The following is a 24,783-nucleotide window of genomic DNA, read 5'->3' as shown; positions in this document are numbered from 1 at the left end:
CGCATCCTTCATCCCCCCATGAGCGAAAGGGCTCACACCTCACCCATAACGTTTAAACCACTTGAGCGGTCTAAGCAAGCCCTAACTCCTACGATCGACACTCGAAATATACCTACAAAAATACCTTGAATAGCAACTCATAGCTGATAAGGCACTGTCCCATAGATAACAAAGAGACAGAGCCTTCCACAAGGCCAATCGTAGACTGGCAAATCAGAAACGAGTGAGTAATCAAAACAAATTAAAACTCAAGTGAATAACAGGCTTTATGCTCAGTTCTCGATGCAATTTAGCCAAACTTGATGGCCTTGTTTGCGATCACTCTTGATTTAAACCCAAGCCTTTTCCACCCAAGGCAAACCAAAATTGAATTCAAATAACTACATTTGATGGCCCACTTAGAACCAGAGATCGAACATTCGAAGTGCGGCACGAGTAATGAGACCAAAGCTTATCCAGTGCGCTTGACAGAGCTCATCAGTATCGATGCCTTGGCGACTCATCGTGCAGCCCGCTCCAAAAATAACCATTCATGCTGCCAGCTTGATGCGCCGAATAGCCTCTCAGTCCCAGCAACACATATCTGGCGCAAAGTGACCTATATCGATAAATCGCCAATGTTTATAGTGTGCTCAAGATAAACACAGGAGCACAAATATGAACAACTTCACTAAAACCATCTTAACCAGCACTTTACTATGTTCGAGCATTGGCCTCAGTCACGCAGCTGAATCTAAAGATAAAGTTGACCCTTCCAACCTTACAGCCGTGAATACCTCTGCCTACATAGGAATGAGTAATCAGGGAGATGTGAAACTATCAGGTTCAGTAGGCTTTGGCCTTAAAAATGGCCAGATGGCAATGGGAACGCTTGAAGGGAGCATGGATCGAGACGGAAATTATAATGATAGCCGACTACAGTATTTCCATGTATTTAATGTGGGAAACACCTTGGTACCAACCGCAGCAGCCTCACTGGATTTAATCGACAACCAAAACTTTACAACCCTAGCTGTAGGCGCGGTGGCAATGTTTAAACCAAATGTAAAAAATCTCACCATTTTTGGTCGCGTCGGGGTTTTAGCCGGTGAATATGATCAAGACTTTGCCGCGATGATGGGAGAAACTGATAATAATATCCTCGGGGGTATGGCTGCTGCTTATTTCTCTTGGAAGCCTGGTGCAGACGGCACTTACTTAATGTTCTCTCCTGAATATACTTATATGGACGGCGACATTACCACTTCAAGCTTAAAAACATCAATAACTCTAGGAACCCCACTGTCGAGCGATGGTAAACGCTGGGGACAATTCAAAATTGAACATAGCTCTGGCAATATGAAGTCGAGCAATCAAAAAATTGAGATTAATGACACGGTTGCTTGGGCCTTTTACAAAGTGTACTTCTAAGGCATTGGCGGATTAAAAGCAGGGATAGCTTTTAGTCAAACAATCCGCTAACGCTGCAGAGCGACATCAAACATCGATATTCACGATAGAATTAACGCCCTTAAAAAGCACCTGAACTGCATATATTGCTCTCTAGTCTATATCCTATAAGATAAACCTTGGTCATAAGGAATATCATCAGAGAGCAAGGAATGCCAAATAACATCAATATTACCAATTTGAATAACCTGCTTCCCTTTATCGATTACTTTGAGCGCAAGGGCATAGAATGGAAAAGCGTAGCCCAACGCTATCGTTTTCCTGACGATATGAGCCAAAGCGGATCTTGGATCCCAAGCCATCAAGCAATGGGATTTATCAATACCATGATGCAAAATACCAACCAACGCGTTGGTCTGGAAGTTGGGCGCCTAATTACCTTAGAACAAATTTCCCCCAATCTACACTTAGAAATAAGCAAGTGTCAGCGTTTAGAACAAGCTGTTCAGCGCTTAATCGAATTGATGCCCACCTTAAATAACCATGTGGTGATTTGGCCAGAAAAAATCGATGGTAAATGGTTTTTATGTCATCGCGGGGCATACCACCCATCGGCTTTGGGCTATGACCAAACCGAATGGTTTCGCGCTTTCGCTTTACTTTCTTTGTGCCGAATCTATTGTGGGAAAGACTGGCAGCCCGCCTCAGTTTTTATGAGTATCTCAAGTCATTTGGCAAGTAATCTTCCGGCCTCTTTTCGCGCGACGTCTTTCACCTTTAGTTATCCCTTTGGCGCCTTAGAAATTCCGTTACCGGATAACTTCACACCCGTTGAGTTACAAGCGAGACAATCCCATTGGCTGCAAACGCTGGATGCTTTGATTCATACCTATGCTGTATTACCGTGGTTTAATGTTGAATGGTTAGCTCTGCTTATTGGCAGCTCACCACGAACTTTGCAAAGACATTTCACCGAACTGGGTTTAACTTTTCGTCGATTAAGAGATGAGGCGCGATGCACTCGCGCCAAAACACTGTTGCGTGAAGGCGTATCCCCCTTTGAAACGGCTTGGTTATGCGGCTATAACGACCTGTCAAACTTTAACCGAGCCTTTAAAGGATGGCTTAAACAAACGCCCTCCCAATACCAAAGGCTCTGCGCAAAATAGGCCTCCCCTAAGGCAAGTGCTCAATTCGCTGACCGCACTAGCCCAACAGAATCAAGATAGATGCACCTAAATGCGCCATACCCAAGTTTTGATTAAAGAGACTCAAACACAAATGCTTCATTCAGGACTTAAGTATCAAATATGACTCATAATTCAAACCACTTACCATCACTAGCGAAGCGCATTCACCAAGGTGCTTACATTATATTTCATCATCGAAATGTAACTTGCGGCGGGTTGATCTTTTGCGGATAAAGCATCCGAATACAATTCGCCACCAATCTTCACGCCAGTCTCGCGTGCGATCTGTTTGATTAAACGAGGATCTGAAATATTTTCGACAAATACCGCTTTGATATGTTGTTGACGAATTTGTTTAATAATAGCGACAACCTCAGCCGCTGAAGCTTCCGACTCGGTGCTCATGCCTTGCGGTGCAGTAAAGTGAAAGCCATAATCTCGAGCCAAATAGCCGAAAGCATCGTGTGAAGTAATCACCTGACGTTGATCTTCTGGGATCTGCGACATTTGCGCCTTAAGCTCAGTTTGCAATCGAGTCAGTTGCTTTAGATAAAGTGCAGCGTTTTGCTTAAAATAAGCCTCATGCTGCGGTGCCACGGTCACTAAAGCATGACGAATATTTTCTACATAAGTACGCACATTCACCACGCTATGCCAAGCATGGGGGTCGAAGTCTCCATGGTGATGCTCTTGGTGCTCACTGTCTCCATCTTGATGATGCTCAAGGTGAATCACATGAATGCCATCCGATGCGGTGACTTTTAGTCCATGAAATCCTGAAGATCCAACCAAACGATCCATCCATCCCTCAAAGCCTAAACCATTCACGACCAATAAATCGGCCTCTGCAACGGCTTGCGCATCTGCAGGCGACGGTTGATAGACATGGGCATCACCGTTGGCACCCACAAGGTTCGTGAGTTGTATTTGCTCACCTCCAACTTGCTGAACAAGATCTTGCAACACACTAAAGCTAGTCACCACCTTCACTGGGTCGGCAATACTTAAGGTCGGTATAAATATAGAAAAATAAATGAATACGGTGACAAGGTATCTCTGAATCATAACTGCATATCCTTATGTTGATGGGCAGGGGTTTGCTTGCATTGATGACGCATCAACAAACCATTTTGTGGACTAAAAATTACCGAAAGCAAATAGCCAACGGTGAGTAAAAGAACAATGCTAGGGCTCGTGGCAAAGCCAAAATAATAGGAAAACAATAAGCCAGCCCAGCAAGCGCTGATACTCAGTGCTATCGACAGTAACAACATGGGTTCGAGCTTACGGGTCCAAAATCGCGCGATACAGGCAGGCAAAATCATTAAACCGACTGCCATTAATGTTCCAAGGGCATGAAAACCAGCGACCAGATTCGCAACCACCAAAAACATAAATGCCAAATGTGCAATTTTTCCGCTCTTGCCAAAGCCATCCAGGTAGTCATGGTTTAATGATTCGAGAACCAGTGGCCGATAGATAAGAGTGAGGATGAGCAGGCTGCACAAACAGATCAGTAAAAGTAGCGTTAACGCGGTATTGTCTAATGCTAGCGCGGTGCCAAACAGCACATGCAGCAGGTCGATGCTGCTACCTTTGGCTGAAATTAACAGTACCCCTAAGGCCAACGAGCCTAAATAATAGGCGGCTAAGGTGCTGTCTTCACTGCTATTGGTTTTAAGCGCGGTTGCGCCAGCTAACATGGCCACCAGCAAACCCGCAATTAAACCGCCAATGGTCATGGCTAACACGGAAAGCCCGCACATTAAATAAGCCAAGGCAGCACCAGGCAGGATTGCATGAGCCATAGCGTCGCCAGTTAAACTCAAACGACGCAACATCAAAAATACCCCGATCGGCGCAGAGCCCAGCGATAATGTTGCACAACCTAACAGCGCTCTGCTCATAAATTGATAGTCAATAAACGGGGCAAAAAGTATCTCGCTCAACTCAAGCATACTCTGCTCCCGATAATGGCTGGTTAGGCGTAAACCCTGCTAACTCCTGCAGCGGATGATCCGCCTGCCCAGAGCAACTTGAACTGAATAATTGCAGGCTACGACCTTGCGTAATGCCACCAGCATCAAACAACAAACAGTGTTCAAAGTGCTGCTTCACCAACTCAAGATCATGCACTGCAGCCACGATTGTGGCACCATTTTGCTGACAGCATTTAAGCTGATGAAGTAGCACTTCAACCGTAGGTTCATCTACGCCATTAAAGGGTTCGTCGAGAAGTAACAGCTTACTGCGCTGCAATAACATGCGAGCAAATAAAGCTCGCTGCAGCTGGCCACCCGACAACTCACTTAGTAACCTGGTGGCTAAATCTTCAATGCCCACCTGTGCCAGTGCTTGTTGCACCTGTTGCTGGTAAGGCCGCATCGAACGCCACCAACCTGTTTCAGACCACAAGCCAGTACTCACAAAGGCCTTAAGGTCGATCGGAAAGCTCCGTTCTACACTTAAATGCTGCGGCAAATATGCGATGTCTTGTCGTGGATTAATCTGATAACTCAAGTGACCGCTCAAGGGCTTAATCAGCCCCAATAACGTTTTAAGCAAAGTAGACTTTCCTGCGCCATTAGAGCCAACCAATGCCAACATGCCATTGTTTGGAATAGCAGCATTTAAGTCGCTCACAATCGGCTGATGTGGTTGATAACCAATGCTTAAATGATCCATAGAAATGATTGCTTGCATGCTTTAAGCGACCCAGTAAGTCAATACGCTCAGGCCAATCGCCAGCAAGACAAAAGGGAATAGCCGAGTAATAATACCGTGAAAATAAAAATGCATGACTTCACCATCTCTTTACATAATGTTACGATGTAACATATCATTCAATCAATCATAAAGTAAAGAGGATGAAGCCTTGATATTTAACTATCCCACGTTTGCCAAAAAACCAATCATCCACATACAACCAATCACCCATGGGCTTGGCTTCCAGCATTGCCTAGATCTTGAACGGCAATCGAAAGCGGGCTTGAAACAATGAATGCGCAAATCAGCGACACGCTGACCAGTAAAGCAAACACCCCCGAGGTATTAACCGAAATCTATGACAGCAAACGCGAACTTACGGTGTGGCTGCGCGATACCGACTCAGACATTCTCGACTATGCACAAACGCTGGTTGCCAGTCACAGCATGTTTCGGGGGATCACTGCCCGCCTAAGCGTTGGCGAAGTGTCGGACTATATGAGCCAGAAGTTACCTGCGGGGCCAGGACGTGCAGCTCTGATTGAAGATCTGGTGCTCATCTGCGACATGTTCAGCTGTTTGTTCGAACTGGAGCATATCGGTTTGCGTTTGGTCAAACTTGAGCAAAGCATGTGTCCTAAATTTCATTGCGATCAGGTACCATGTCGGTTACTGGTCAGCTACCTAGGTGCAGGCACAGAATACCGTGATTTAGCAAGCCGTAACGGCTCAAGCAGTCCAACAGAAGCACCTGCGGTTCATAATATTCCTTTGTTTGCCGTTGCACTGCTAAAAGGACAAGGTTGGGAGGACGATAGCGAGCATGGTTTGTTCCACCGCTCGCCCACCTCAAATGAGCTTTATCCTCGCTTATTACTAAGTTTAGATTTTGCGAGTTAGCTTGGTTTACAGATAATTTAAGGTCACTATGACGCAACAAAAAAATGAAGCCATTGTGAGTTGTGCGATAAGCCGATGCAAAGACTCCGGTGCTCGCTTAACCGTAAAACGAGAGCAGATCCTTAGGGTATTGCTAAACGCCAACAAGCCACTGTCGGCCTACGAAATACTCGATCTGTATAACCAACAAACCGAGCAGTCTATGCTGCCCATGTCGGTATATCGGATCCTTGAATTTCTCGAGCAACATCAGTTAGTTCATAAACTAGGTTCGCAAAACAAATTTGTTGCCTGCTCGCATATTCACGACCAATGTCACCATCAAATTTCCCAGTTTCTGATCTGTCGAGAATGCCAACAGGTGAAAGAAATCACCATTCCCCAGCATCTAATCGACGAAATAGGGCTTCGCGCAAAAGATGTTGGCTACCATCTTCTTAGCCCTCAGCTCGAGCTTGAATGTATTTGCGACAATTGCAAATCGAGTCAAGTCTAGTAAGCCATATCGACCTTCAAGTTGTTTAGAAAGAGCTCCCCGATCTCGCAGAGCAGGCTAAGCTTCGGCTTGCATCATGGCTTTGTTCGCGGCCAAGCATCGCGTTAAAACCATGGCCATAATCTTTAACCACTTTTAGCCAAGTAACAAGAAGCTAGGATTGTATTTAGTTGTTGTGGTCGCGCCATTTCTGCCAATTATTACTTGGTTGCCGTTCGCATATGGCTTCAACTTTAGATCAGCTTTTATTGCCTATAGCGTATTAGCTCTTTTCTCATTCATAGGTGCAACGGCTTTACAGTTCCTAAAAAGTAGCAGACCTTTAAGCATCATCTACTTTCTTCTTGCTCTACCTTCAAGTTGGTTTTTAACAATTTTCGGTGCATGCTCTATCTACAGTGACTGTCTGTAGATAGAGCATGCACTCAATCGGGTAGTCGAAGGTGTCTATCCTCCAGCCCCCACAACACCCTACATGTGGCTCTGCACAGGGCGTGTTCTGAAACGTTTAAAATACAAGCCTTGGTATTCCAGTGGTGGCTTCTGATTTCGCGCCACCATTGCTAAGTCCGGTCGGACACAGAACGAGTAGGCGGCGCAAGCCCCTCACTCTTCATCAAAAAACAGGAACATGCACTGTCTCTGTACGGCAGCACCATTTACACGAGTCGTTGATCACAGAAGCTCAAAGTCTGGTGCCAACTAGCCTTCAGCCTACGCCTCATATGATGTTTTGTTCATCAGCTCGCCCTCTCTTTAGATAAATCTTTAGGTAAAAAGGCGTCCGGCTTGCTTCAGACATACCCTCACCGTAATGCGCTTGCCATTCGCGAGCCCTTAGCGTTTAATCAAAAAATAGTTATTCATTGGTGAGCTTCTTATAGAAGACTTTCACCTCATTGGTTGATGCCCATACAGGGCCTACTTAAGTGACTCAAACGGACACGAAACAAGGCGTTAAGTGTAATTAATTATGAAACTAGATCAAAAACTCGTCGATGCCGCAATCACACAAGCCCTTGAACGTTTCCCAACGGGTTATGCGGGAGCAGCTGCTGTTTATACAGAAGACGGTAAGATATTAACCAGCGTTAGTTTTGATTGTCCAAATGAAATAGCAAATTTATGTCATGAGACTGGCGCCTATTGCGAGGCTAATCGTTTAAATTTGCGAGTTACAGCTTCTGTGTGTGTATCTCGTTCGACGCCAGAAGATGAATTTATAATACTTACTCCTTGCGGAACCTGCCAAGAGCGATTGGCTATGTGGGGTAAAACTGTAGAAATAGCGGTCCCTAATTTAGAAGATAATCGAAAATGGCAAGTCAAAACACTGGAGCAAGTCCAACCCTATTATTGGCGAAATATCCTTGATAATTGAAGCAATCAACAGCTAGCCAGTGGTATCTAAGCTTACCAGCAACCCTACATATGGCTCTGCACAAGGCATTTTCTGAAACGTTTAAAATACAAGCCTTAGTATTCCAGTGGTGGCTTCTGATTTTGCGCCACCATTGCTAAGTCCGGTCGGATATAGAACGAGTGAGCAGCATTGGGCTCTTTATCAAATAAAACCGTCTTTTAAAGTTGCCATACGGCGAGCGACTTTTCCATCGCTCGTTCTGCGGCTTAACGCTACACTACCACAAAGCAATCAACGACAAAGCCACCGCATAGGGCGGCCATTAAACCAACGGACAAATGATGGTAGTTAAATTTCACGAATTAGATAACTCTGTAGACTTAAAATTTTCGGTAATTATTGCGAAAGATCAGCATGGTTTTGTTTATGTAAGGCATCAAAATAGGAATACTTGGGAAGCCCCCGGTGGACATATTGAAACCGGGGAAACCGCTTTTGAGGCGGCAAGCCGAGAGCTTATAGAAGAAACAGGGGCAAAAGATTTTTCTATTCTTGAAATCTGCAATTACTCCGTAAGCGTTGAAGACGCCACTACTTTTGGCGGGCTGTTTTTCGCAGAAATTCACAGTTATGGTGATTCACTAGATTTTGAAACTGCAGAAGTAAAGTCATTTAATCGTATGCCAGCTAACTTGACCTACCCAAAGATCCAACCATTTCTATTAGAAAAAGTTTTATGCCAACTAAAAGTTAAAACAGGATAGCGTATCCACCTAATCGGCTAGCCAGTGGTATCTAAGCTTACCAATACCCTACATATGGCTCTGCACAGGGCGTGCTCGGAAAAATAACCAGACAGCCATTCCAATGATTAGTCAATACAAAGGTGACGATGGACATTTAAACTAGGGGTGTTATTTATTGCTTCGGCAGTGGCTAGGCATGCCTTAGCCAAACCGCTTGCAGTTAGCCGTTGGCTATTCGTTGATCCCCAGAACTACGATAACTTAAGCGTGTATTGGGGCTCTTCAAGTAATGAATCCTTCAACTCTGCGAAGCTAAGGCTTGCTATTGGGGGCAATGGCCCCATTGCTATATGATAAAGCCATAAAATTAAACCTTTGCTGCCTAAGCCGCAGTGTAATCTTCATTCTGTATCTGGGTCATATAAAGGCGTAGCAATGCAAACCCAAACCACCAATGCAAGCACTCAAACAGCACAGACGAACACCGCAGCAAAAGACAAAAACCTGCGTATTTTGTTTGAGTTAGTCCGATTCATTCGCCCCTACAAAGGCCGAGTAACCGCGGCACTGCTGGCGCTAATGTTTACCGCATCGCTCACCCTGTCGGTAGGATATGGGGTGCGAATTTTGATTGATGAAGGTTTTGCCCAACAATCGCTGCAAGAGCTGGGGAGCGCGATTAAATTTATTCTTGCGCTCACGGTATTTATTTCCATAGGCACATTTTTTCGGTTTTATTTGGTGTCTTCGGTGGGTGAGCGCGTGAGTGCCGATATACGGCTGGCGGTGTTTAATCATGTGATTACTTTGCACCCCAGTTATTTTGAAACCAACGGCAGTGGCGACATGATGTCTCGCATCACGACCGATACCAGCTTGCTACAAAGCATTATTGGTTCTTCATTTTCAATGGCGATGCGCAGCGCATTAATGTGTGTGGGCGCGATCATCATGCTGTTTGCCACCAACATAAAACTTACCCTTATCGTATTAGCCTCGGTGCCCTTTATTCTGGTGCCTATATTGATTTATGGACGCCGAGTTAGAGCCTTGTCACGCCAAAGCCAGGATTCTATGGCCGATGTAGGAAGCTACGCAGGCGAAGCAATAGAGCACATTAAAACCGTACAAAGTTACAGCAACGAAGCCCAAGAAAAAGCCTTGTTCGCCAACCAAGTAGAAAAGGCTTTTGAGATAGGTCGCCAGCGTGTAAAACAACGCGCCATTTTAATCTCTGGCGTGATTCTGATTGTCTTTAGTGCCATAGCAGGAATGCTTTGGGTTGGCGGCAGCGATGTAATAAACGGCGTCATGTCTGCCGGTGATTTAGCCGCGTTTGTATTCTACGCCATTATGGTGGCATCTTCCTTGGCAACTATTTCTGAGGTGTTAGGCGAGTTGCAACGCGCCGCGGGGGCAACAGAAAGGCTAATAGAAATACTCCAAGTCGACAGTCATATTGTAGCGCCGAGCCAAAATATTATCTCAACGGCGGGGCTAGCGGCCGAAGTCGTATTTCACAAGGTGTCTTTCCACTATCCTTCGCGGCCCGATCAAGCGGCCACTGTGCAACTCAGTTTAACTGCCGAACAAGGTAAAGTGGTGGCGCTAGTTGGCCCCTCTGGTGCAGGTAAAACCACCCTGTTTGAACTACTGCAACGTTTTTACGACCCTCAATCCGGTAAGGTCACGCTTGGGGGCATCGATATTCGCCAGCTAGATCCAACAGCGCTGCGCCAACAAATGGCATTGGTGCCACAGCAGCCTGCGTTATTTAGTAGCGATGTTTTTCATAATATTCGTTACGGCAACCCGCAAGCTAGCGACCAGCAAGTGATTGAAGCCGCCAAAAAGGCGCATGCTCATGAGTTTATCATGAACTTACCCCAAGGTTATAAAAGCCACCTTGGAGAGCGGGGAGTAAGGCTTTCTGGTGGCCAACGCCAGCGTATCGCTATCGCCAGAGCCATACTAAAAGACCCCAGTATATTGCTACTTGATGAAGCCACCAGCGCATTAGACAGCGAGAGTGAGCACCATGTGCAACAAGCCTTACAAGAATTGATGCGCAACCGAACCACCTTAATGATTGCACACCGCCTTGCAACCATTCAGCATGCCGAGCAAATTGCGGTATTAGATCAAGGCCGTTTAGTCAACACCGGCGATCACTTGTCGTTAATGAAAAGCTGCGACTTATACCAACGCTTAGTCGCGCTGCAATTTAAGCATAATCAATAACCGCTTATAGGGCTTAAACTGGAAGCCAACCGTAACCGCGAGGGTATCCAAGCAGCCATCCCAATAGTTACTTAATACAAAAGGGGCCGATGAACATTTCGATTGCGTGTCTAGGTAATTGTGTTTACTGAAGTGAGCTGATGAGCATGAATAAGATTTAAGATGCCTTTATGAGGAAAATACGTCGTAAATTCAATGGCCTCATCAGAGCCGTCGCGCTTATCTGCTAAACCATCTGAGTTTTCAAGGCATCAACGATATAACTTGCTAAGACATTGCCCGCAGAACCTAAGTCCTTACGGTGTTCAAATCGTAACTGATACTCACCAAGCTTAGGCAAACCATGGCTCCCATCAACTTGAACAAAGGGCGCTCTCAGATGGCTTTGTGGCATAACCGCGATGGCGAGATCGGCTTCCATTGCGGCATACATGCCAGCACTAAAGTCGCAAGTATAAGCGATACGGTAATCAATGCTTTGCTTATCCAGAGCTTCGAGCGCCATTGCGCGCCAACAACAACCATGACTGGCAACAGCGATAGGCAAAGGGTGTTTCCCAGCAGCCAGCCCTCCACTACGGTTAGCCCAAATTAACGATTCAGTGGAAACAATTTCTCCACGAGTTGGATCCTGACCAATATTTCCAGCAGTAAACAAAGCCATATCGAGCTCTTCTCTATCTAAGCGCTGCAACAACTCGGTGCTGCTACCTGCGATGACATTTACCGCGACAGCTGGGTGAGAACGCGCGAACTGAGCTAATACCATTGGCAATATGCCAACCGCCATATCTGTTAGTGAACCAAAACAGACCGTTCCCTCAATAGGTGGGGCAATAAACTGGCTTACTGCCTGTTCATTCAATTTGAGTAAACGACGGCTATAGCTGAGTAATAACTCTCCTTCCGGAGTTAAACGAACCAGCCTCGCCTCGCGAATAAATAAGCTTTTACCCAGTGTTTCTTCAAGACGTTTAATCTGCATGCTAACAGCAGCAGGAGAACGGAAAACCTGCTTTGCCGCACGGGTAAAGCTACCACTTTCTGCTATTGCTACAAAAGATCTTAATAAATCGAACTCTAATAATGGCGGCGTGTTTGCAAGCAAAGCCATGTGACAACCCTTAAGTTTTTCTGAACGATGAGTTTAGTATTTTTAGTTTGATTAAACAATGAATGAAAATCATCATCTAATCAAGGAACGCGACTCAATCGTCTGTTGTTAACCATAAATACTGTGGGAAATTAATTGTGAGAAGAAGGGACATAACTATGCCTAAAGATGACCGTGTGATAACCAAGCAATCAGCCATTGTAACGAGACCTAGACAAGAAAAAGCTCTAGCAAAACGACATCTACTGCGATGTATTCAGACATTGAGGGATTGCTATGCAGCCTATCGGCGCAGACATGTATTATTAGCTCTGCTTAGCTGTGATGATCATATACTGGAAGATATCGGTCACACCCGTCAGCGTTTAATGTTTATGGCAAATTTGCCATTAGGTACAAAAGTTCATCAAAAGCGATGAACTTTAAACGTTCAAATGGACAACTTATACGGAGAGTTACTGGCCAGATTATTTAGATAGCCAGGCAGCTCTATATGGCTTACAGCAACCACTTTCAACAACGCCACTAATGGCCATTTAGTTCTTTGTGTAGCCACAATTTAAACGCATGGATTCGTCGCACACGTGAGGAAGAAGGATCGCTAATCACGGAATAGCAAATACCTGGATTCAATCCAATATCAAATGGCTTAACTAATAAACCTCGTTCAACAAAATCTGCGGAAATGCTTTCCGTCGCTAAACATGCACCATGGCCGCCGACAACGGCGTTGATAGCCATATCAAAAGTACTCACTTCCATCCATTGAAGTGCTTCTCTTTTAGCACTCACCTTTGCACGATGAAACCATTGATCCCAGCTGAAAGAGGCAGAATGAAAATCAATCAGCCAGCAATCGAGCAGTTGTGCTGGGTGCTCAAACTGCATTGATTTAGCAAGTTGTGGAGAACAATAAGGAAAAATCGCTTCTTCAAATAGTGTTTCTTGCTCTAAATCAAGGTGCGCAACACTCTCATTTCCCTGCCAAATTAATACATCGGTTTCGGTGTGGCGAATATCGATCGCTTTGACCGTTTGCACTCGAATTGGAACATGTGGGTACTCCATCGTAAATTTCCACAATCGAGGCATCAACCAACGTGTCGAAAATGAACGAGGAGCGCTCACATTGAGTACACCTTCCAAGGGTTCGTTTTGAATTCGATTCAGTCCGGTGATTAAATTTTTAAAACCATCGGTGACATACTTTTGAAGTATTTGTCCCTTGTCGGTTAGCTGCATTTCACGCCCACGACGAATAAACAATTTACACCCTAAGCGCTCTTCCAACTGTCGTAATTTTTGGCTGATTGCGGCTTGAGTGACAAACAATTCGTCGGCAGCTTTACTGTAACTTTTTAGTCGAGATGCCGCTTCAAAGTAGCGAAGTGCGGAAAGATAACGCAGTCGATTGTCCATAAGCTGTACTTATAGTTCCTGTCATAAATTGTTGTTCGTAATCGCCCTTTATTAGCTTGATAATAGTCATATCTAATACGGAATCAAGGTTAAATTGATGCTGGCACGTAGGCAAGCCAAGAGAATAAATCTGATTAATCAATTGAAACTTAAGTGTTTTATTATAAAAACAAATAAAAATAGAACTCTGATCAGCCAGTTAAACGCTTATATTAAAAAAGATATAGGGCTATATACTGAAGCGGAACAAACAACACATTTTTCTAGCTTTTTATAATTTGAACTAATGGGGGTTAAGCAGAAGCATTACTGGGGCTTGGCAAGCCAAACGCTTGATGATGGGCTTTGCGTCTCCACAAGGGATTTTAGCACTTAGGCGAGCCTCTACAGATGATATTGTCTGGCGTAGGTGGACTCATTTCTGTGACTCAATTGAAAATGCTGGTAGCTTGCTTGGCTCATGTGAATAAGCGACGGCTTTAAGCATTAACGAAATTGCCCAGATCATAGCTATACAAATTGTTACTTTCGCTATCTAATAAGCTTCGCTATCCAATAAAAATTATACCAATGGAGTAAAAACCAAAAGATGGAAATAATCATTGACGATCTATCCGGTGGTGAGGTCATTCAGTTATTGGAAGAGCATCTTGCAGATATGTATGCCACCTCTCCCCCCGAAAGTGTCCATGCGCTTGATGTCGACGGTCTCAAGGTGCCTGAAGTAACATTTTTCAGCGCTTGGTTAGGCAACGAGTTACAAGGGTGTTTGGCCATCAAACAACTTACATCTGAACATATAGAACTAAAATCGATGAGAACTGCTCATGCTGCCAGGAAGTCTGGTGTTGCCAGCAAACTCCTCACTCATGTGCTAAATGTTGCCACTGAAAATGGTTATCGGAAGGTAAGCTTAGAAACGGGTTCACAGGCGTTTTTCAAACCGGCTCGAAGCCTATACGAGAAGTTTGGATTTAGTTATTGTGGGCCTTTCTCCGACTACACAGAAGATCCCAATAGTCGCTTTATGACAAAAGAGCTCGCAGACCAACAGCTATCATAATCAGCTGGGCCTTAAAGTACTTTTTCAATCGTTAATAGACCGGTTAGAGCAGCGGGTCTAATACATTGCTATTCGTTGATGAGGCAGAATCAGCGTGTGGGGCTCACCTTTCCCGCAACTCAAGTTACGCCCGTTAAGCCCCACCGTAGAAATCACCAAATAAACAAACAACACCTTAGATCCCGCTTAACCAAGCAAGCACAGCGGCCGAACTATCGCCGACGAACTATCGCCGACGAATAGGCGATAAACTAGCCACCCAGTGCCGGTCGTTCACCTTGGCACCATGAAAGGCAGTGGCCGCTGGCGTTTTCCCGCAATGGCAAACAAAAGCTGCCGATGCTTCGCTTCACGGCCATGCCAGTTTGGTGACGATATTAATGGCTTAGCTAGAAATCCAGCGTTGTTGATAGCTGGAAGGTTCGCGGGGCGCCCATCGCCAAGCTGGTGAAGTTAGGCTTTGCCCAATACGCCTTGTTGGTCAAATTGGTAACCGCTGCTCGCATGGTTAGTCGACGACCCGATAGCTCGGTGACATAACGTGCGCCGAGGTCGTACACGGTACGGCCAGAAACCGATAGCGAGTTGTCTGCACTAAGATACTGCTTGGAAGCCGCGTTTAGATTGGCGGTCAATGTTAGACCTTGCATTCTTGGTATATCCCACTCCGTTCCCAGCTTCGCCTGCCATTTAGGCACGCCCGTTGCCTGTTTGCCCTCATTGGCTTGGTCAGCAGCCTTCATCACCTTTGGATCCGAGTAGGCAATCCCCCCCATCAAGCGTACGCTATCCAGCGGTGAACCGAAGAAACCCCATTCCACTCCGCGGTTACGCTGTTCCCCTCCGAAAGAAAAAACGTTAGAGACGGGGTCGGTATAGCTGCTCGGACGCTCAATTTCGTACAAACTAAGCGTGTGGGCAAATTCACCGAAGTCGAATTTAAATCCAAACTCTTTCTGCTTGGTTTTGAAGGGCGCGAACACTTCACCCGCATTTGCCGCTGTATTGGGTGCCATCGCACCTTGGCTAAGCCCCTCAATATAATTCGCATAAACAGACATTTTCTCGGTGGCTTTAACAAGAACAGCCACTGCCGGCGTGATGGCGCTTTCGTCATAAGCAAGCCCTATCCGCTGTCCGGTTGCACCGTTATAGCTGTCATTGCTCACCTGTTGACGGCGTAAGCCAAGCGTTAGTTGTAGCCGCTCATCAAAAACCGACAATGTGTCCGCTAAGCCAAAGCTGGTCAAGCGAGTATCGGTTTTGGTAAGCGCTGGGATATTGCTAGGACGTTCGACTTCTGGACCCCATACCGGGTTGTAGATGTTTGTCACCCAAGCATTCGGCAAAAGGTTTCTAAAACCGTTCAACTGATAATCTTCATCGTAATAGGTACTGTTAAGCGCAAACTGATGGCCCACCGGACCCGTTCGAAGCTGACCTTTCAGTCCAATTTCTGCCGACTTTCTCTCCACTTTGTCGGACACGCCACTGAAGTTAATCCGAAAGTCTCCCGCTTCATTAAATACTTGAGCAGCGCCCATATTTGAGTCAAATTCGGTCTTGCTAATCCCCCCAGCCACATAAGCTGTGAGTTGGTCACTTAGATCGTATTCGCTGTGCAGCATGGCACCTTTATCGGTACTTTCATAGAAAGCCCAGGGCGGGTTCCACGAAACATCGGGGCTTGGTGGTGTGGGTACCGCCAAACCGGGGGCTAGAGTGATCCCCCGAGTCAAACCATTCGAGCGCTCCATACTACGATAAAGATCGACCGACAGCCGCGCCCGATCGCCGCGCCAATCCAGCCCGAGTGAAGCTAGCGAGACTTTTTTGTCTTGCGTATTCACCGCAGTATCGCCATCACGATACACACCATTGAAACGGATCCCAAATTGCTTTTTCTGGCCGAAGCGACGACCTAGATCGACATGCCCACCGAACTGCGAGTCAGACATGTAATTAAGCGTAAAACGCGTTAATGCCTCGTTACCGGCACGCTTGGTGACCAAGTTAACTGCGCCCCCCGCAGATCCCTTCGGCGGCATCCCGTTAAGCAACGCAGAAGGTCCTTTGAGTACTTCGACACGTTCGAACATTTCCGGCGAATTGCGATAATAGGCCGCCATGCCAGCCAAGCCGTTAATCGTCACATCACCAACGCTGGATGGCAAACCGCGGATCGAATAGCCTTCGTTACTTTCACCTGGGATGCCACTCATAAACACCGTGGGATCGGTTTTAGCGATCACCTCACTAATATCCCTGGCTTGCTGATCTGCGATAAACTGTTCTGTATAGCTAATCGTATTAAACGGTGTATCCATAAAATCTTTGTCGCCGAGCAAACCCATACGACCGCTAGTAGACACTTGTCCTCCGGCGTAGGGGGCTGCCCCAACCACCTTCAGCGGGGATAAAACGGTCACATCTTCAGCAGCACGAGACGAGGTCTGTTGCTTATTGGCATTGGTTTCCTTATCGCTGGTTTGCGCCAGTGCTGGTGATGCCACCACAGTCAAGGCACTGAGCGTGAGCCCGAGTAGCAGTTTTTTTTGGTTCAAGACAGCGGGAGAATGAGCGGCAAATATAGAATTTGCAGACGCGGTCTGCCGCACAAGGCCTTGCTTACGATGCTTATATCGACGTTTTGTCATGTCTGACTCCTTTCAAGTTTAAATTGAATTAGCTCACCGCTAGGTGATAAAAATATGCTTTCAAATGAGATTGTTACACTTTGGGTACGCTCCGCGAGACCCGCTAAAATGACTCAGTTTTGGTAGCCAGCAACGACATCATCGATAATCAGCGCTAAAGAGCTAGGGCTGGCTGCCGTGACATACCAAGCCTCGCTATCGGCAAAAACGACGCGCCCATTTTTCCAAGCATTGGTTTGCCGCAGTAAGGGATTACCGAGCGTCTCGGCGTTCAAAGCTGATCGGTGCTCCATCACGGCGGTGCGATCCACGATGTAGATCACGTCTGGATTGGCCTGCCGGATGAACTCACTGGAAATTGGTTGACCATGTAAGCCGGTTGCGCCCTTCGGGCTGGCCGACTTTACATTCAGCGCATTAAATACAAAGCCGTAGCGGGACTGCACCCCAAAGGAACTAAAAGCGCCGTTGTTGTGTAGCACGATCAAGGCCTTTTCGGGACGACCTTGGATGATGCGCCTAGCCTCTTCAACCTTGGCTTCTAACTCAAGGGCTTTCTGCTTGGCCAGTGCTTGTTTGCCAAAGATTCGCCCCAAGCTCAGAAGGTGTTCCTTAACAACCTCGATATGCCTAACTCGGCTATCCCGATAGTCCACGTCGAAGTGGATGGTCGGGGCGATCTCGCTCAGTTCTTTATAATGCTTGGCCTGTAGTGAAGTGATCAGGATCAGATCGGGCTTGGCCGCATGTACCCGCTCCAGATTGGGCTGAACTATCGCGCCTGTATCCACCACTTGCGAAGCGCTCTTATACTTCGCAAGAAAATGTGGAACAAAATCCTTGGGCATACCTGCAACCGGAATCCCCAATTGATCGAGAAAATCAACTTCATTCATATCTAGAGCAACCACCCGCTGCGGTAACTTGTTGATCACGGTGCTGCCCAGTTGGTGCTGGATCGTAATCGCTTGATAGGCGGGTAACGAAGACTGACTAGTCGCTGCTAACTGTGCACTTTTGGCTACCGATTCTTCGGCTTGCGGCTGGCAGCCCTGTATGGCGAACGTGACGCTCATCAGCAAAGCCAAGGCCCAATGCCTTTGTCGGTGGTTGAAACTCATTTCAGTTCTCCTAATGGGTTAAAGTAGTTGCATAGGCATCCGCGCTCGCTTTGCGCGATCTCAAAATCTAGCTCGTATAGCTCACCCAACCGCGCCTCGGTCACAACCTCCGACACCGAGCCGGAGCAATGCACCGCACCGCCCTTCATCGCCACAATGTGGTCGGAGTAATTGGCTGCGAAATTGATATCGTGTACCACCAAAATGACTGTGCGCCCCTGCTCGTCACATAAACGACGCAGCGCACGCATAATTTGCACGGCATGCTTAATGTCGAGATTATTCAAGGGCTCATCCAGCAGCAGACACGGTGTCTGCTGAGCGATCGTCATGGCTAAAAAAGCCATCTGACGCTGCCCGCCACTGAGTTCGTCGAGATAAGCTTCACGGAGCGGCTCCAACGTCAAGAAGGCGATGGCCTCGTCGATCACCCGATAATCATCAGCGTTCAGCGTGCCTCGGCTATAAGGAAAGCGGCCAAAGCCGACCAGTTCCTCAACCGTTAGCCGCAAGTTAAAATCCGGTGACTGGCGCAAGGTAGCGACACGCTTGGCGTAGTCACCAATAGGCAGCTCCGATGCTCGACAACCTTCAATCAAAATATCGCCATGGCTTGGCTTCAGTAGCCGGGCAATCGTCATCAACAAGGTCGTTTTACCCGCGCCGTTGGGGCCGATCAGCGACGTGAGCTGCTGCGCTGGGAAGCGCAGATTTACATCGGAAAGTACGGTTCTGTCACCATAAGCTTTGGAAAGGTGATTAACGGTAATCATGTCGTTCCTCGCTTGCGCATCATCAGCGCCAGAAACCAGACGCCGCATACCAGGTTGACCAAGATGCCGACGGTAGTTCGGTAATTAAAAATGTGTTCAACTGCAAGCTGGGCCAGGATAAATATGCCAACCGCAATCGCGCAGCCAGTCGCTAAGGTGACCCGATGCTTGAAACTACCAGCCAGTGCATAGCTGGTATTGGCAACGAAGATGCCCATGAAGGCGGTAGGCCCAAGCAAACTCGTCGAAACCGCCACCAGTACGGCGATCAAAGCAAGGTAGAGCCGCACCGAGCGCTGGTAATCTACGCCAAGAGATACCGCTTGCTCACGCCCTAGGGAAAGCACATCCAGCGTTGGCAAGGTCTTAGATGCAACGATCCACACCGCGCCAACCAGCATCAACGCAACCAGTAACTGCTCAGGCTCTGCCTTGCCAAAAGACGCCTGACTAAAGCCGAGCAGTACCGAGAACTCACCAGGGCTGACCTGGAATTGAACAAATAAGGTGAAGGTGCTGATCACCATCGTGAGTACCAGCCCCAACAACAACAGCAAATACACATCATGCTGACCCTCTCGGAATAGCCAGCGATGGATGACCCAGGAGTAGCCGAGCATCAAGCCGATAGATAATAAAAAGTTGCCGTTTGCACCCAGTACCACCAGACTCTGCGTCCCCATGACGAGGATCAGCAGCGATTGAAATAGCAGATAGACCGCCTCGTAGCCCATGGTCGCTGGCGTCAAGATCCGGTTGCCGGTGATGGTTTGGAACACGATCGATGACCAGGCAACACAGGCGCCACCAATCAGCATCGCCACCAATCGGGAGCAGCGCTTAGGAATCACATAATCAAAATCGAGTCCCGAGCGGAAAAACAAGAAGCAGATAGCCAATCCGATGACTATCATCCACACAGCATAGCCAGAAGTGATGCGTTTCATCGCAGCCTCCTGAAGATCAACACCAGAAATAACACGCCACCCACGCCGCCTGCGGTTAAGCCAATAGGCACCTCGAATGGATAGATCAGCACCCGACCGAGAATGTCACAGGCCAGCAACAGTGATGCACCGCTCAGCGCAACCACAGGCAAGCTGTGACTGAGGTTGTCGCCATAGTGCAGTGCGACTAGGTTGGGAATAACCAGACCAACGAAGGGAATTGCCCCCACGGTAATCACTGTGGCTGACACGGTGACGGCCACCAGCATCAAGCCCAGACTCACCGTGACCGAGTAGTTCAGTCCTAGGCTTGTCGCCATGCCTTCCCCCATCCCCAGCACCGTGAAGCGTTGCGCGTACAGGTAGCTTAATGCCACGATCGGGAGGATCAAGTAGATGATTTCGTAGTTACCTTGAACAATCTTAGAAAAATCACCCAGCAACCAGCCCTGCATACTTTGCAGTATGTTGTTGCGATAAGCATAGAATTCGGCGATAGCACTGAGCACACCGCTGTACATCAAGCCCATCACAGGGACCAGGATCGAGTTTTTTAATTTAATGCGGCGGATAATCGCCACAAAGATCAAGCTTGCTGCGAAGCAAAAGGCCAGCGCGAACAACATCCGCCCTACAGTCCCAGTGTTCGGTGCCACGGTTAATGCCACTAAAATGCCGAGCTTGGCTGCATCCAGCCCACCCGAGGTGGCTGGTTCGACAAACTTGTTGCGCACGATGTGCTGCAGGATCACGCCACAGACCGACAGCCCGACGCCAGTTAGCACCAACGCCGCCAAGCGTGGCAGCCGACTCGCGGTCAAGGTCAGCCAAGTATCACTGGATAGCGAAAACACCTGAGACCATGCCATTTGCTGGGCACCGAGCAGCAACGATGTACCACAAAGTAGGCAGAACACGCCAAATAGGCTGGCACGCATCAGTAATCCACGCCATCTGATGCGGCAGCAATACGCCAACCTTTTGCTGCTTTGCGCTGACCGAGGAACTGCGTGTATTGTCCTTGCTGCTGGCGCAACTGCAGCGGTGTTCCTTGCTCGACAATCAGGCCCTTTTCCAGTACCACTATTTGATCAGCCATTGCCACCGTAGACAGCTGATGGGCGATCACAAGCAGCGTGCATCGGCCGCGCAGCTGTGCCAAAGCCTCGGCAATCACTGCCTGATTTTCCGCGTCTAGCGCAGCAGTCGCTTCATCGACCAGCAAAATTGGCGCATCTTTGAGTAGCGCACGGGCGATGGCGATGCGTTGTCGCTCTCCACCGGACAAACGCGTCCCGCCCTCACCAACAGGGGTATCCAGCCCTTGTGGTAAACGCTCAATGATCTCGACGACACCAGCCAAGCGCGCCGCCTCGAGCAGCTCTGCATCACAGGCATCGGGTTTGCCAATGCGGATATTCTCAGCAATGCTGCCTATAAATAAGTAGTTGTCCTGAAAGATTTGGCTGATTTGCGCTGTCAGTTGTGTGCTGGACATCTGTTTAACATCCACGCCACCAACCAGTACGCTGCCTTGAGTCGTGTCGAAGAAACGCGCCACGAGCCGAGCCAGGGTCGTTTTTCCGGAGCCGGATTCACCGATCAACGCGGTCATACTGCCCGCTTCGAGACGAATGCTCACCCCGCGTAATACATCAGGCTCGCCTGGCGCATAACAGAAATGTACTGCTCGCAGTTCCACCGAGGCATCGCGCGGTGTCTGCGATATGTGAGGCTGCGGTAAGGCTTCAACCGCAAACAACTCACCAATCGTATCCAGCTGGCCACGCGCGCTTCGCAACACCTCGCTATAACTGGCCACTTCCAGCAGCGAGTCGATAAAGCGGCTGACCAGCAACAGGGCGACGATGACCGCAGCGATACTGCTGGTTGCCATGCCTCCCTCAAGGTGTCTATTCAACCACCACGATGCTGCGAGCAGTAAGCCGGCAAACACCGCCTGCACGGCCCAAGTATTAAGGACCGTTGACCCGGCCGACAGCCAGATCAATCGCGCTGCCGATTGGCGTTGCTTCTCTAGCGCTTGCTCCAGCAAGCGCATGCCACCACCTTCACCGTTAAAGGCACGTAACACAGACTGAGCTTGAGCAAATTCCACCACCCGCTGGCTCGCATCGGCAAAATGTCGATGAAAGGCATCATCGGCGCGGCGCGAGAGCTTCGCGGTGAGGGCAAGCACTCCCGTCAGTAGTGGCAAGGCCAACAACGCAATCAAGCCCAATGGCCAGTGCAGCATAAACAAAGCGACCACCAGCACCATCGGCGTAACCACGCCAGCAATGACTGGGGTGAACACATGTGCCGGAAGCTGAGCCACGGCCATCATCCCTTGCGTAACAACGTGACTAAGTCGAGCCGTATTCTGTGGCGAGAACCAGCCGACTGGCAATTCTGCCACATGGTTACCGAGGCGATGGCGTGCCCCCCGCAAGATGGCCACCCCCACTCGAACACCAGCTTGCTCCACGTAGCGCCGCAAGACCCAGCAAATAACTAAGCAGCTCAGTAGCACGATTAACCATGGCACCATCTGCGGCACATCGCCGCCCAACAGGTGGAGCAGCACCGGCACCAATGCGGTCATGGTCAACCCGCAGAGCACGCCATAAATAACCGCCATCCAAATGTAGCGCCGCAATACCAGAGCATCCTCGCCCAACAACTCAATCAATGTCTTTAACATGGCTGCGCCTCCGATACTGCTGACCCTTGGTAATCGCCTTTAGCCCATAACCGCGCATAGCATCCATCCTGCGCGAGTAGCTGCTGATGGGTGCCTTGTTCGGTAATCGCGCCGTCTTCGAGTACCAAAATCCGATCGGCGTGCATCACGGTGTCGAGCCGGTGTGCGATGACCAGTAAGCTACGGCCCTGCGCGAAGCGTGACAGCGCACTTTGGATCGCCACTTCGTTACTGGCATCAGCCGCCGCCGTTGCTTCGTCGAGCACCAACAGCGGTGGATCGAGTAGCACGGCGCGGGCAATGCTGAGCCGTTGGCACTCCCCCCCGGAAAGCTGAGCATCCTCACCCACGACCGAGTCGTAGCCACGCGGCAAAGCGAGAATACGCTTATGGATGTTGGCGGCCCGCGCCGCGTGTTCAACTTCCTGTTGACTGGCCGCTGGCCGCCCCAGCGCAATGTTATCGCGCACGCTGGCATGGATCAGGTTCACCTCCTGTAACACAAAGCCAATGCGGCGATAGAGTTGCGAAGTCTCGATGTGCCGTAAGTCCACACCGCCAAGGGTGATCCGTCCCTCGCTCGGGTCAAAAAAGCGGAGCAGTAAGCGCGCCAGAGTCGATTTACCCGCGCCCGAGGGGCCAACAATCGCCGTGACAGTGCCCGGCTCCAGCGTAAAACTGAGATTCGTCAAAGCCTGAGAGTTCTCCCCATAGCAATAGCTGACTTTCTCGAAGCAAACTTGATGACTGGTCGGGAGCTGCTGCTGGTCCGGTTCCAGCGTTTCCAGCACCGGCGTTTCTAGCAATGCCAGCACCCGCTGCGCAGCCCCCGTGGCGCTGCCAAGATCGTGCAGCAAGGTGTGTAATAGCAGCAGCGGCGCGCAGATCCCCGGTGCCACTAAGGCAAACGGCAGCACCTCTACCGGTTCAAGCCAGCCAAGGCTCACAAACACCGCACCAAAGGCCAACACAATGCCCAACACCGTTACTGGGGCGATCATCGCATGAGCATGAGCCATCGCTGCGACCAGCGGACGGGTGAAACGAACGAAGGCATCGGCGAAGGCATCCACGGCCTCTCGATAACCGGCGTGCGCCTTACCAGCTGCGCCGAATGCTTTCACCACAGGAATACCATTCACAAACTCGACCGTCGCGGCATTGATCCGTGCCAGTCGAGCGACGAACTGCTGCATGTTGGCACCACCGGTTTTCATGGCGAAATGCAAGAATAAGAAGAAGCCCGGAAACGGCAACAGTGCGGCGATGGCCATCCGCCAATCCAGTGCCAACAGATAGATAAGCGAAATTAAAATGGCGCCTACGGCACGCCCAACAGCAGTGAAAAAGTGTGCGCTCAAGCTGTGTAGCGTAGCGATGTCGTCTTGCATCGCCTGCTTAACCTCGCCCGACGCTCGGCCTGTAAACCAGCCCAGCGGCACCCGTGTCAAACGATCGACGGTGGCAAGACGCAAGTGATAGGTAATGCGATTGTCGGCCAGATGGGCGCTGAGCTCAGCAGCAAACAGCAGCGCCATACCGACAAACATGCAGAGCACGCTGATGCTAAGCGTCCACCAAATGTCGTCCTGCGCTTGTCCAGCTGCCGCGAGATGCTCATCGCCAAGGACGATCTTAGCGATATTCGCGATACCAGCCAGCGGCACCAACGTCAGCATGCTGCCCACGCCAGCGAGTATCGCGGCCACGGCCAATTGTCCACGAATGGGGCTCAATACTTGGCTGATTGGACTCGGTTCTTTGGTCTTGACTACAGCTACCTTATTCGTGCTCAAGAAATAAAACTCCAATAAATACAATAAATAAAAACCAAACAAGCCCGTGATTCGAGCTAAAAAGACGCGCCATCAACAGGCGTTTTGTTCTAGCCAGCAAGCGGTTTTGTAACAAAAAACCTTATCTTGATCGGCACACCAACTACATACGAATGATA

General features: G+C 48.7%; 20 protein-coding genes. 8 read left to right on the top strand and 12 right to left on the bottom strand.

The genetic code is table 11. The features are described from left to right. Positions 1-657: 657 nt before the first annotated feature. Both ACRRSX_RS03195 and ACRRSX_RS03190 read left to right on the top strand, forming a co-directional pair. Entirely contained in the window at positions 658-1,410 is a 753-nt protein-coding gene (locus ACRRSX_RS03195) for a hypothetical protein (protein ID WP_432454665.1), read from the top strand. 191 nt (positions 1,411-1,601) lie between these two features. Beyond that, positions 1,602-2,558, top strand: a complete 957-nt coding sequence (locus ACRRSX_RS03190; protein WP_432454666.1) for a helix-turn-helix domain-containing protein — start codon at positions 1,602-1,604, stop codon at positions 2,556-2,558. Positions 2,559-2,729: 171 nt separating this feature from the next. On the opposite strand, the gene ACRRSX_RS03185 is transcribed toward ACRRSX_RS03190, so the two are convergent. Genes ACRRSX_RS03185 through ACRRSX_RS03175 form a run of 3 tightly spaced genes read right to left on the bottom strand, consistent with a single transcriptional unit; the run spans position 2,730 to position 5,282 of the window. Beyond that, a complete protein-coding gene (locus ACRRSX_RS03185; RefSeq protein ID WP_432454667.1) occupies positions 2,730-3,644 on the bottom strand; it encodes a metal ABC transporter substrate-binding protein in 915 nt (304 codons plus the stop codon). After that, complete coding sequence (locus ACRRSX_RS03180; protein ID WP_432454668.1) at positions 3,641-4,537, bottom strand: metal ABC transporter permease; 897 nt, start codon at positions 4,535-4,537, stop codon at positions 3,641-3,643. Before ACRRSX_RS03180 ends, ACRRSX_RS03185 begins: the two co-directional genes overlap by 4 nt. Next, positions 4,530-5,282: a metal ABC transporter ATP-binding protein gene (locus ACRRSX_RS03175; RefSeq protein WP_432454669.1), complete on the bottom strand. Its 753-nt coding sequence runs from the start codon at positions 5,280-5,282 to the stop codon at positions 4,530-4,532. The genes ACRRSX_RS03180 and ACRRSX_RS03175 overlap by 8 nt, the downstream gene beginning before the upstream one ends. A gap of 294 nt (positions 5,283-5,576) precedes the next feature. Between ACRRSX_RS03175 and ACRRSX_RS03170 the strand changes: the two genes are divergently transcribed. The 5 genes from ACRRSX_RS03170 (at position 5,577) to ACRRSX_RS03150 (ending at position 11,031) form a co-directional block, all read left to right on the top strand. Beyond that, positions 5,577-6,185: a DUF1826 domain-containing protein gene (locus ACRRSX_RS03170; RefSeq protein ID WP_432454670.1), complete on the top strand. Its 609-nt coding sequence runs from the start codon at positions 5,577-5,579 to the stop codon at positions 6,183-6,185. 28 nt (positions 6,186-6,213) lie between these two features. Beyond that, positions 6,214-6,681 carry a Fur family transcriptional regulator gene (locus tag ACRRSX_RS03165; protein ID WP_432454671.1) on the top strand — a complete coding sequence of 156 codons (468 nt, stop codon included), beginning with the start codon at positions 6,214-6,216 and terminating at the stop codon, positions 6,679-6,681. A 973-nt stretch (positions 6,682-7,654) separates the two neighbouring features. After that, positions 7,655-8,062, top strand: a complete 408-nt coding sequence (locus ACRRSX_RS03160; protein WP_432454672.1) for a cytidine deaminase — start codon at positions 7,655-7,657, stop codon at positions 8,060-8,062. Between the two features lie 320 nt (positions 8,063-8,382). Then, entirely contained in the window at positions 8,383-8,808 is a 426-nt protein-coding gene (locus ACRRSX_RS03155) for an NUDIX hydrolase (RefSeq protein ID WP_432454673.1), read from the top strand. Positions 8,809-9,225: 417 nt separating this feature from the next. Then, positions 9,226-11,031: an ABC transporter ATP-binding protein/permease gene (locus ACRRSX_RS03150; protein ID WP_432454674.1), complete on the top strand. Its 1,806-nt coding sequence runs from the start codon at positions 9,226-9,228 to the stop codon at positions 11,029-11,031. 226 nt (positions 11,032-11,257) lie between these two features. Here the strand turns inward: ACRRSX_RS03150 and ACRRSX_RS03145 are convergent, their stop codons facing one another. Together ACRRSX_RS03145 and ACRRSX_RS03140 are read right to left on the bottom strand one after the other, a co-directional pair. Continuing rightward, entirely contained in the window at positions 11,258-12,145 is an 888-nt protein-coding gene (locus tag ACRRSX_RS03145) for a LysR family transcriptional regulator (protein ID WP_432454675.1), read from the bottom strand. Positions 12,146-12,670: 525 nt separating this feature from the next. Next, positions 12,671-13,564 (bottom strand): LysR substrate-binding domain-containing protein, encoded by an 894-nt coding sequence (locus ACRRSX_RS03140; protein ID WP_432454676.1) that lies wholly within the window; start codon positions 13,562-13,564, stop codon positions 12,671-12,673. Positions 13,565-14,153: 589 nt separating this feature from the next. On the opposite strand from ACRRSX_RS03140, the gene ACRRSX_RS03135 reads away from it, so the two are divergent. Further along, the gene (locus ACRRSX_RS03135; RefSeq protein ID WP_432454677.1) at positions 14,154-14,627 is read left to right on the top strand and encodes a GNAT family N-acetyltransferase; all 474 of its coding nucleotides are present in this window, start codon (positions 14,154-14,156) and stop codon (positions 14,625-14,627) included. A gap of 389 nt (positions 14,628-15,016) precedes the next feature. Here ACRRSX_RS03135 and ACRRSX_RS03130 read toward each other — a convergent pair whose 3' ends face one another. The 7 genes from ACRRSX_RS03130 to ACRRSX_RS03100 form a co-directional block, all read right to left on the bottom strand. Then, entirely contained in the window at positions 15,017-17,284 is a 2,268-nt protein-coding gene (locus ACRRSX_RS03130; RefSeq protein WP_432454678.1) for a TonB-dependent receptor, read from the bottom strand. A 113-nt stretch (positions 17,285-17,397) separates the two neighbouring features. Next, positions 17,398-18,405: a siderophore ABC transporter substrate-binding protein gene (locus ACRRSX_RS03125; RefSeq protein ID WP_432454679.1), complete on the bottom strand. Its 1,008-nt coding sequence runs from the start codon at positions 18,403-18,405 to the stop codon at positions 17,398-17,400. After that, positions 18,402-19,178 carry an iron ABC transporter ATP-binding protein gene (locus ACRRSX_RS03120; RefSeq protein WP_432454680.1) on the bottom strand — a complete coding sequence of 259 codons (777 nt, stop codon included), beginning with the start codon at positions 19,176-19,178 and terminating at the stop codon, positions 18,402-18,404. The genes ACRRSX_RS03125 and ACRRSX_RS03120 overlap by 4 nt, the downstream gene beginning before the upstream one ends. Further along, a complete protein-coding gene (locus ACRRSX_RS03115; RefSeq protein ID WP_432454681.1) occupies positions 19,175-20,125 on the bottom strand; it encodes an iron chelate uptake ABC transporter family permease subunit in 951 nt (316 codons plus the stop codon). The genes ACRRSX_RS03120 and ACRRSX_RS03115 overlap by 4 nt, the downstream gene beginning before the upstream one ends. Beyond that, entirely contained in the window at positions 20,122-21,063 is a 942-nt protein-coding gene (locus tag ACRRSX_RS03110) for an ABC transporter permease (RefSeq protein ID WP_432454682.1), read from the bottom strand. The genes ACRRSX_RS03115 and ACRRSX_RS03110 overlap by 4 nt, the downstream gene beginning before the upstream one ends. Continuing rightward, positions 21,063-22,730, bottom strand: a complete 1,668-nt coding sequence (locus tag ACRRSX_RS03105) for an ABC transporter ATP-binding protein (RefSeq protein WP_432454683.1) — start codon at positions 22,728-22,730, stop codon at positions 21,063-21,065. Before ACRRSX_RS03105 ends, ACRRSX_RS03110 begins: the two co-directional genes overlap by 1 nt. Positions 22,731-22,822: 92 nt before the next feature. Next, positions 22,823-24,667: an ABC transporter ATP-binding protein gene (locus tag ACRRSX_RS03100; protein ID WP_432454684.1), complete on the bottom strand. Its 1,845-nt coding sequence runs from the start codon at positions 24,665-24,667 to the stop codon at positions 22,823-22,825. Positions 24,668-24,783 lie beyond the last annotated feature (116 nt).

The organism is Agarivorans sp. QJM3NY_30 (genome assembly GCF_050870855.2).
Taxonomy (GTDB): domain Bacteria; phylum Pseudomonadota; class Gammaproteobacteria; order Enterobacterales; family Celerinatantimonadaceae; genus Agarivorans.
The sequence above is the reverse complement of the archived record's forward strand: the minus strand, read 5'-3'. Positions and strand labels throughout refer to the sequence as shown.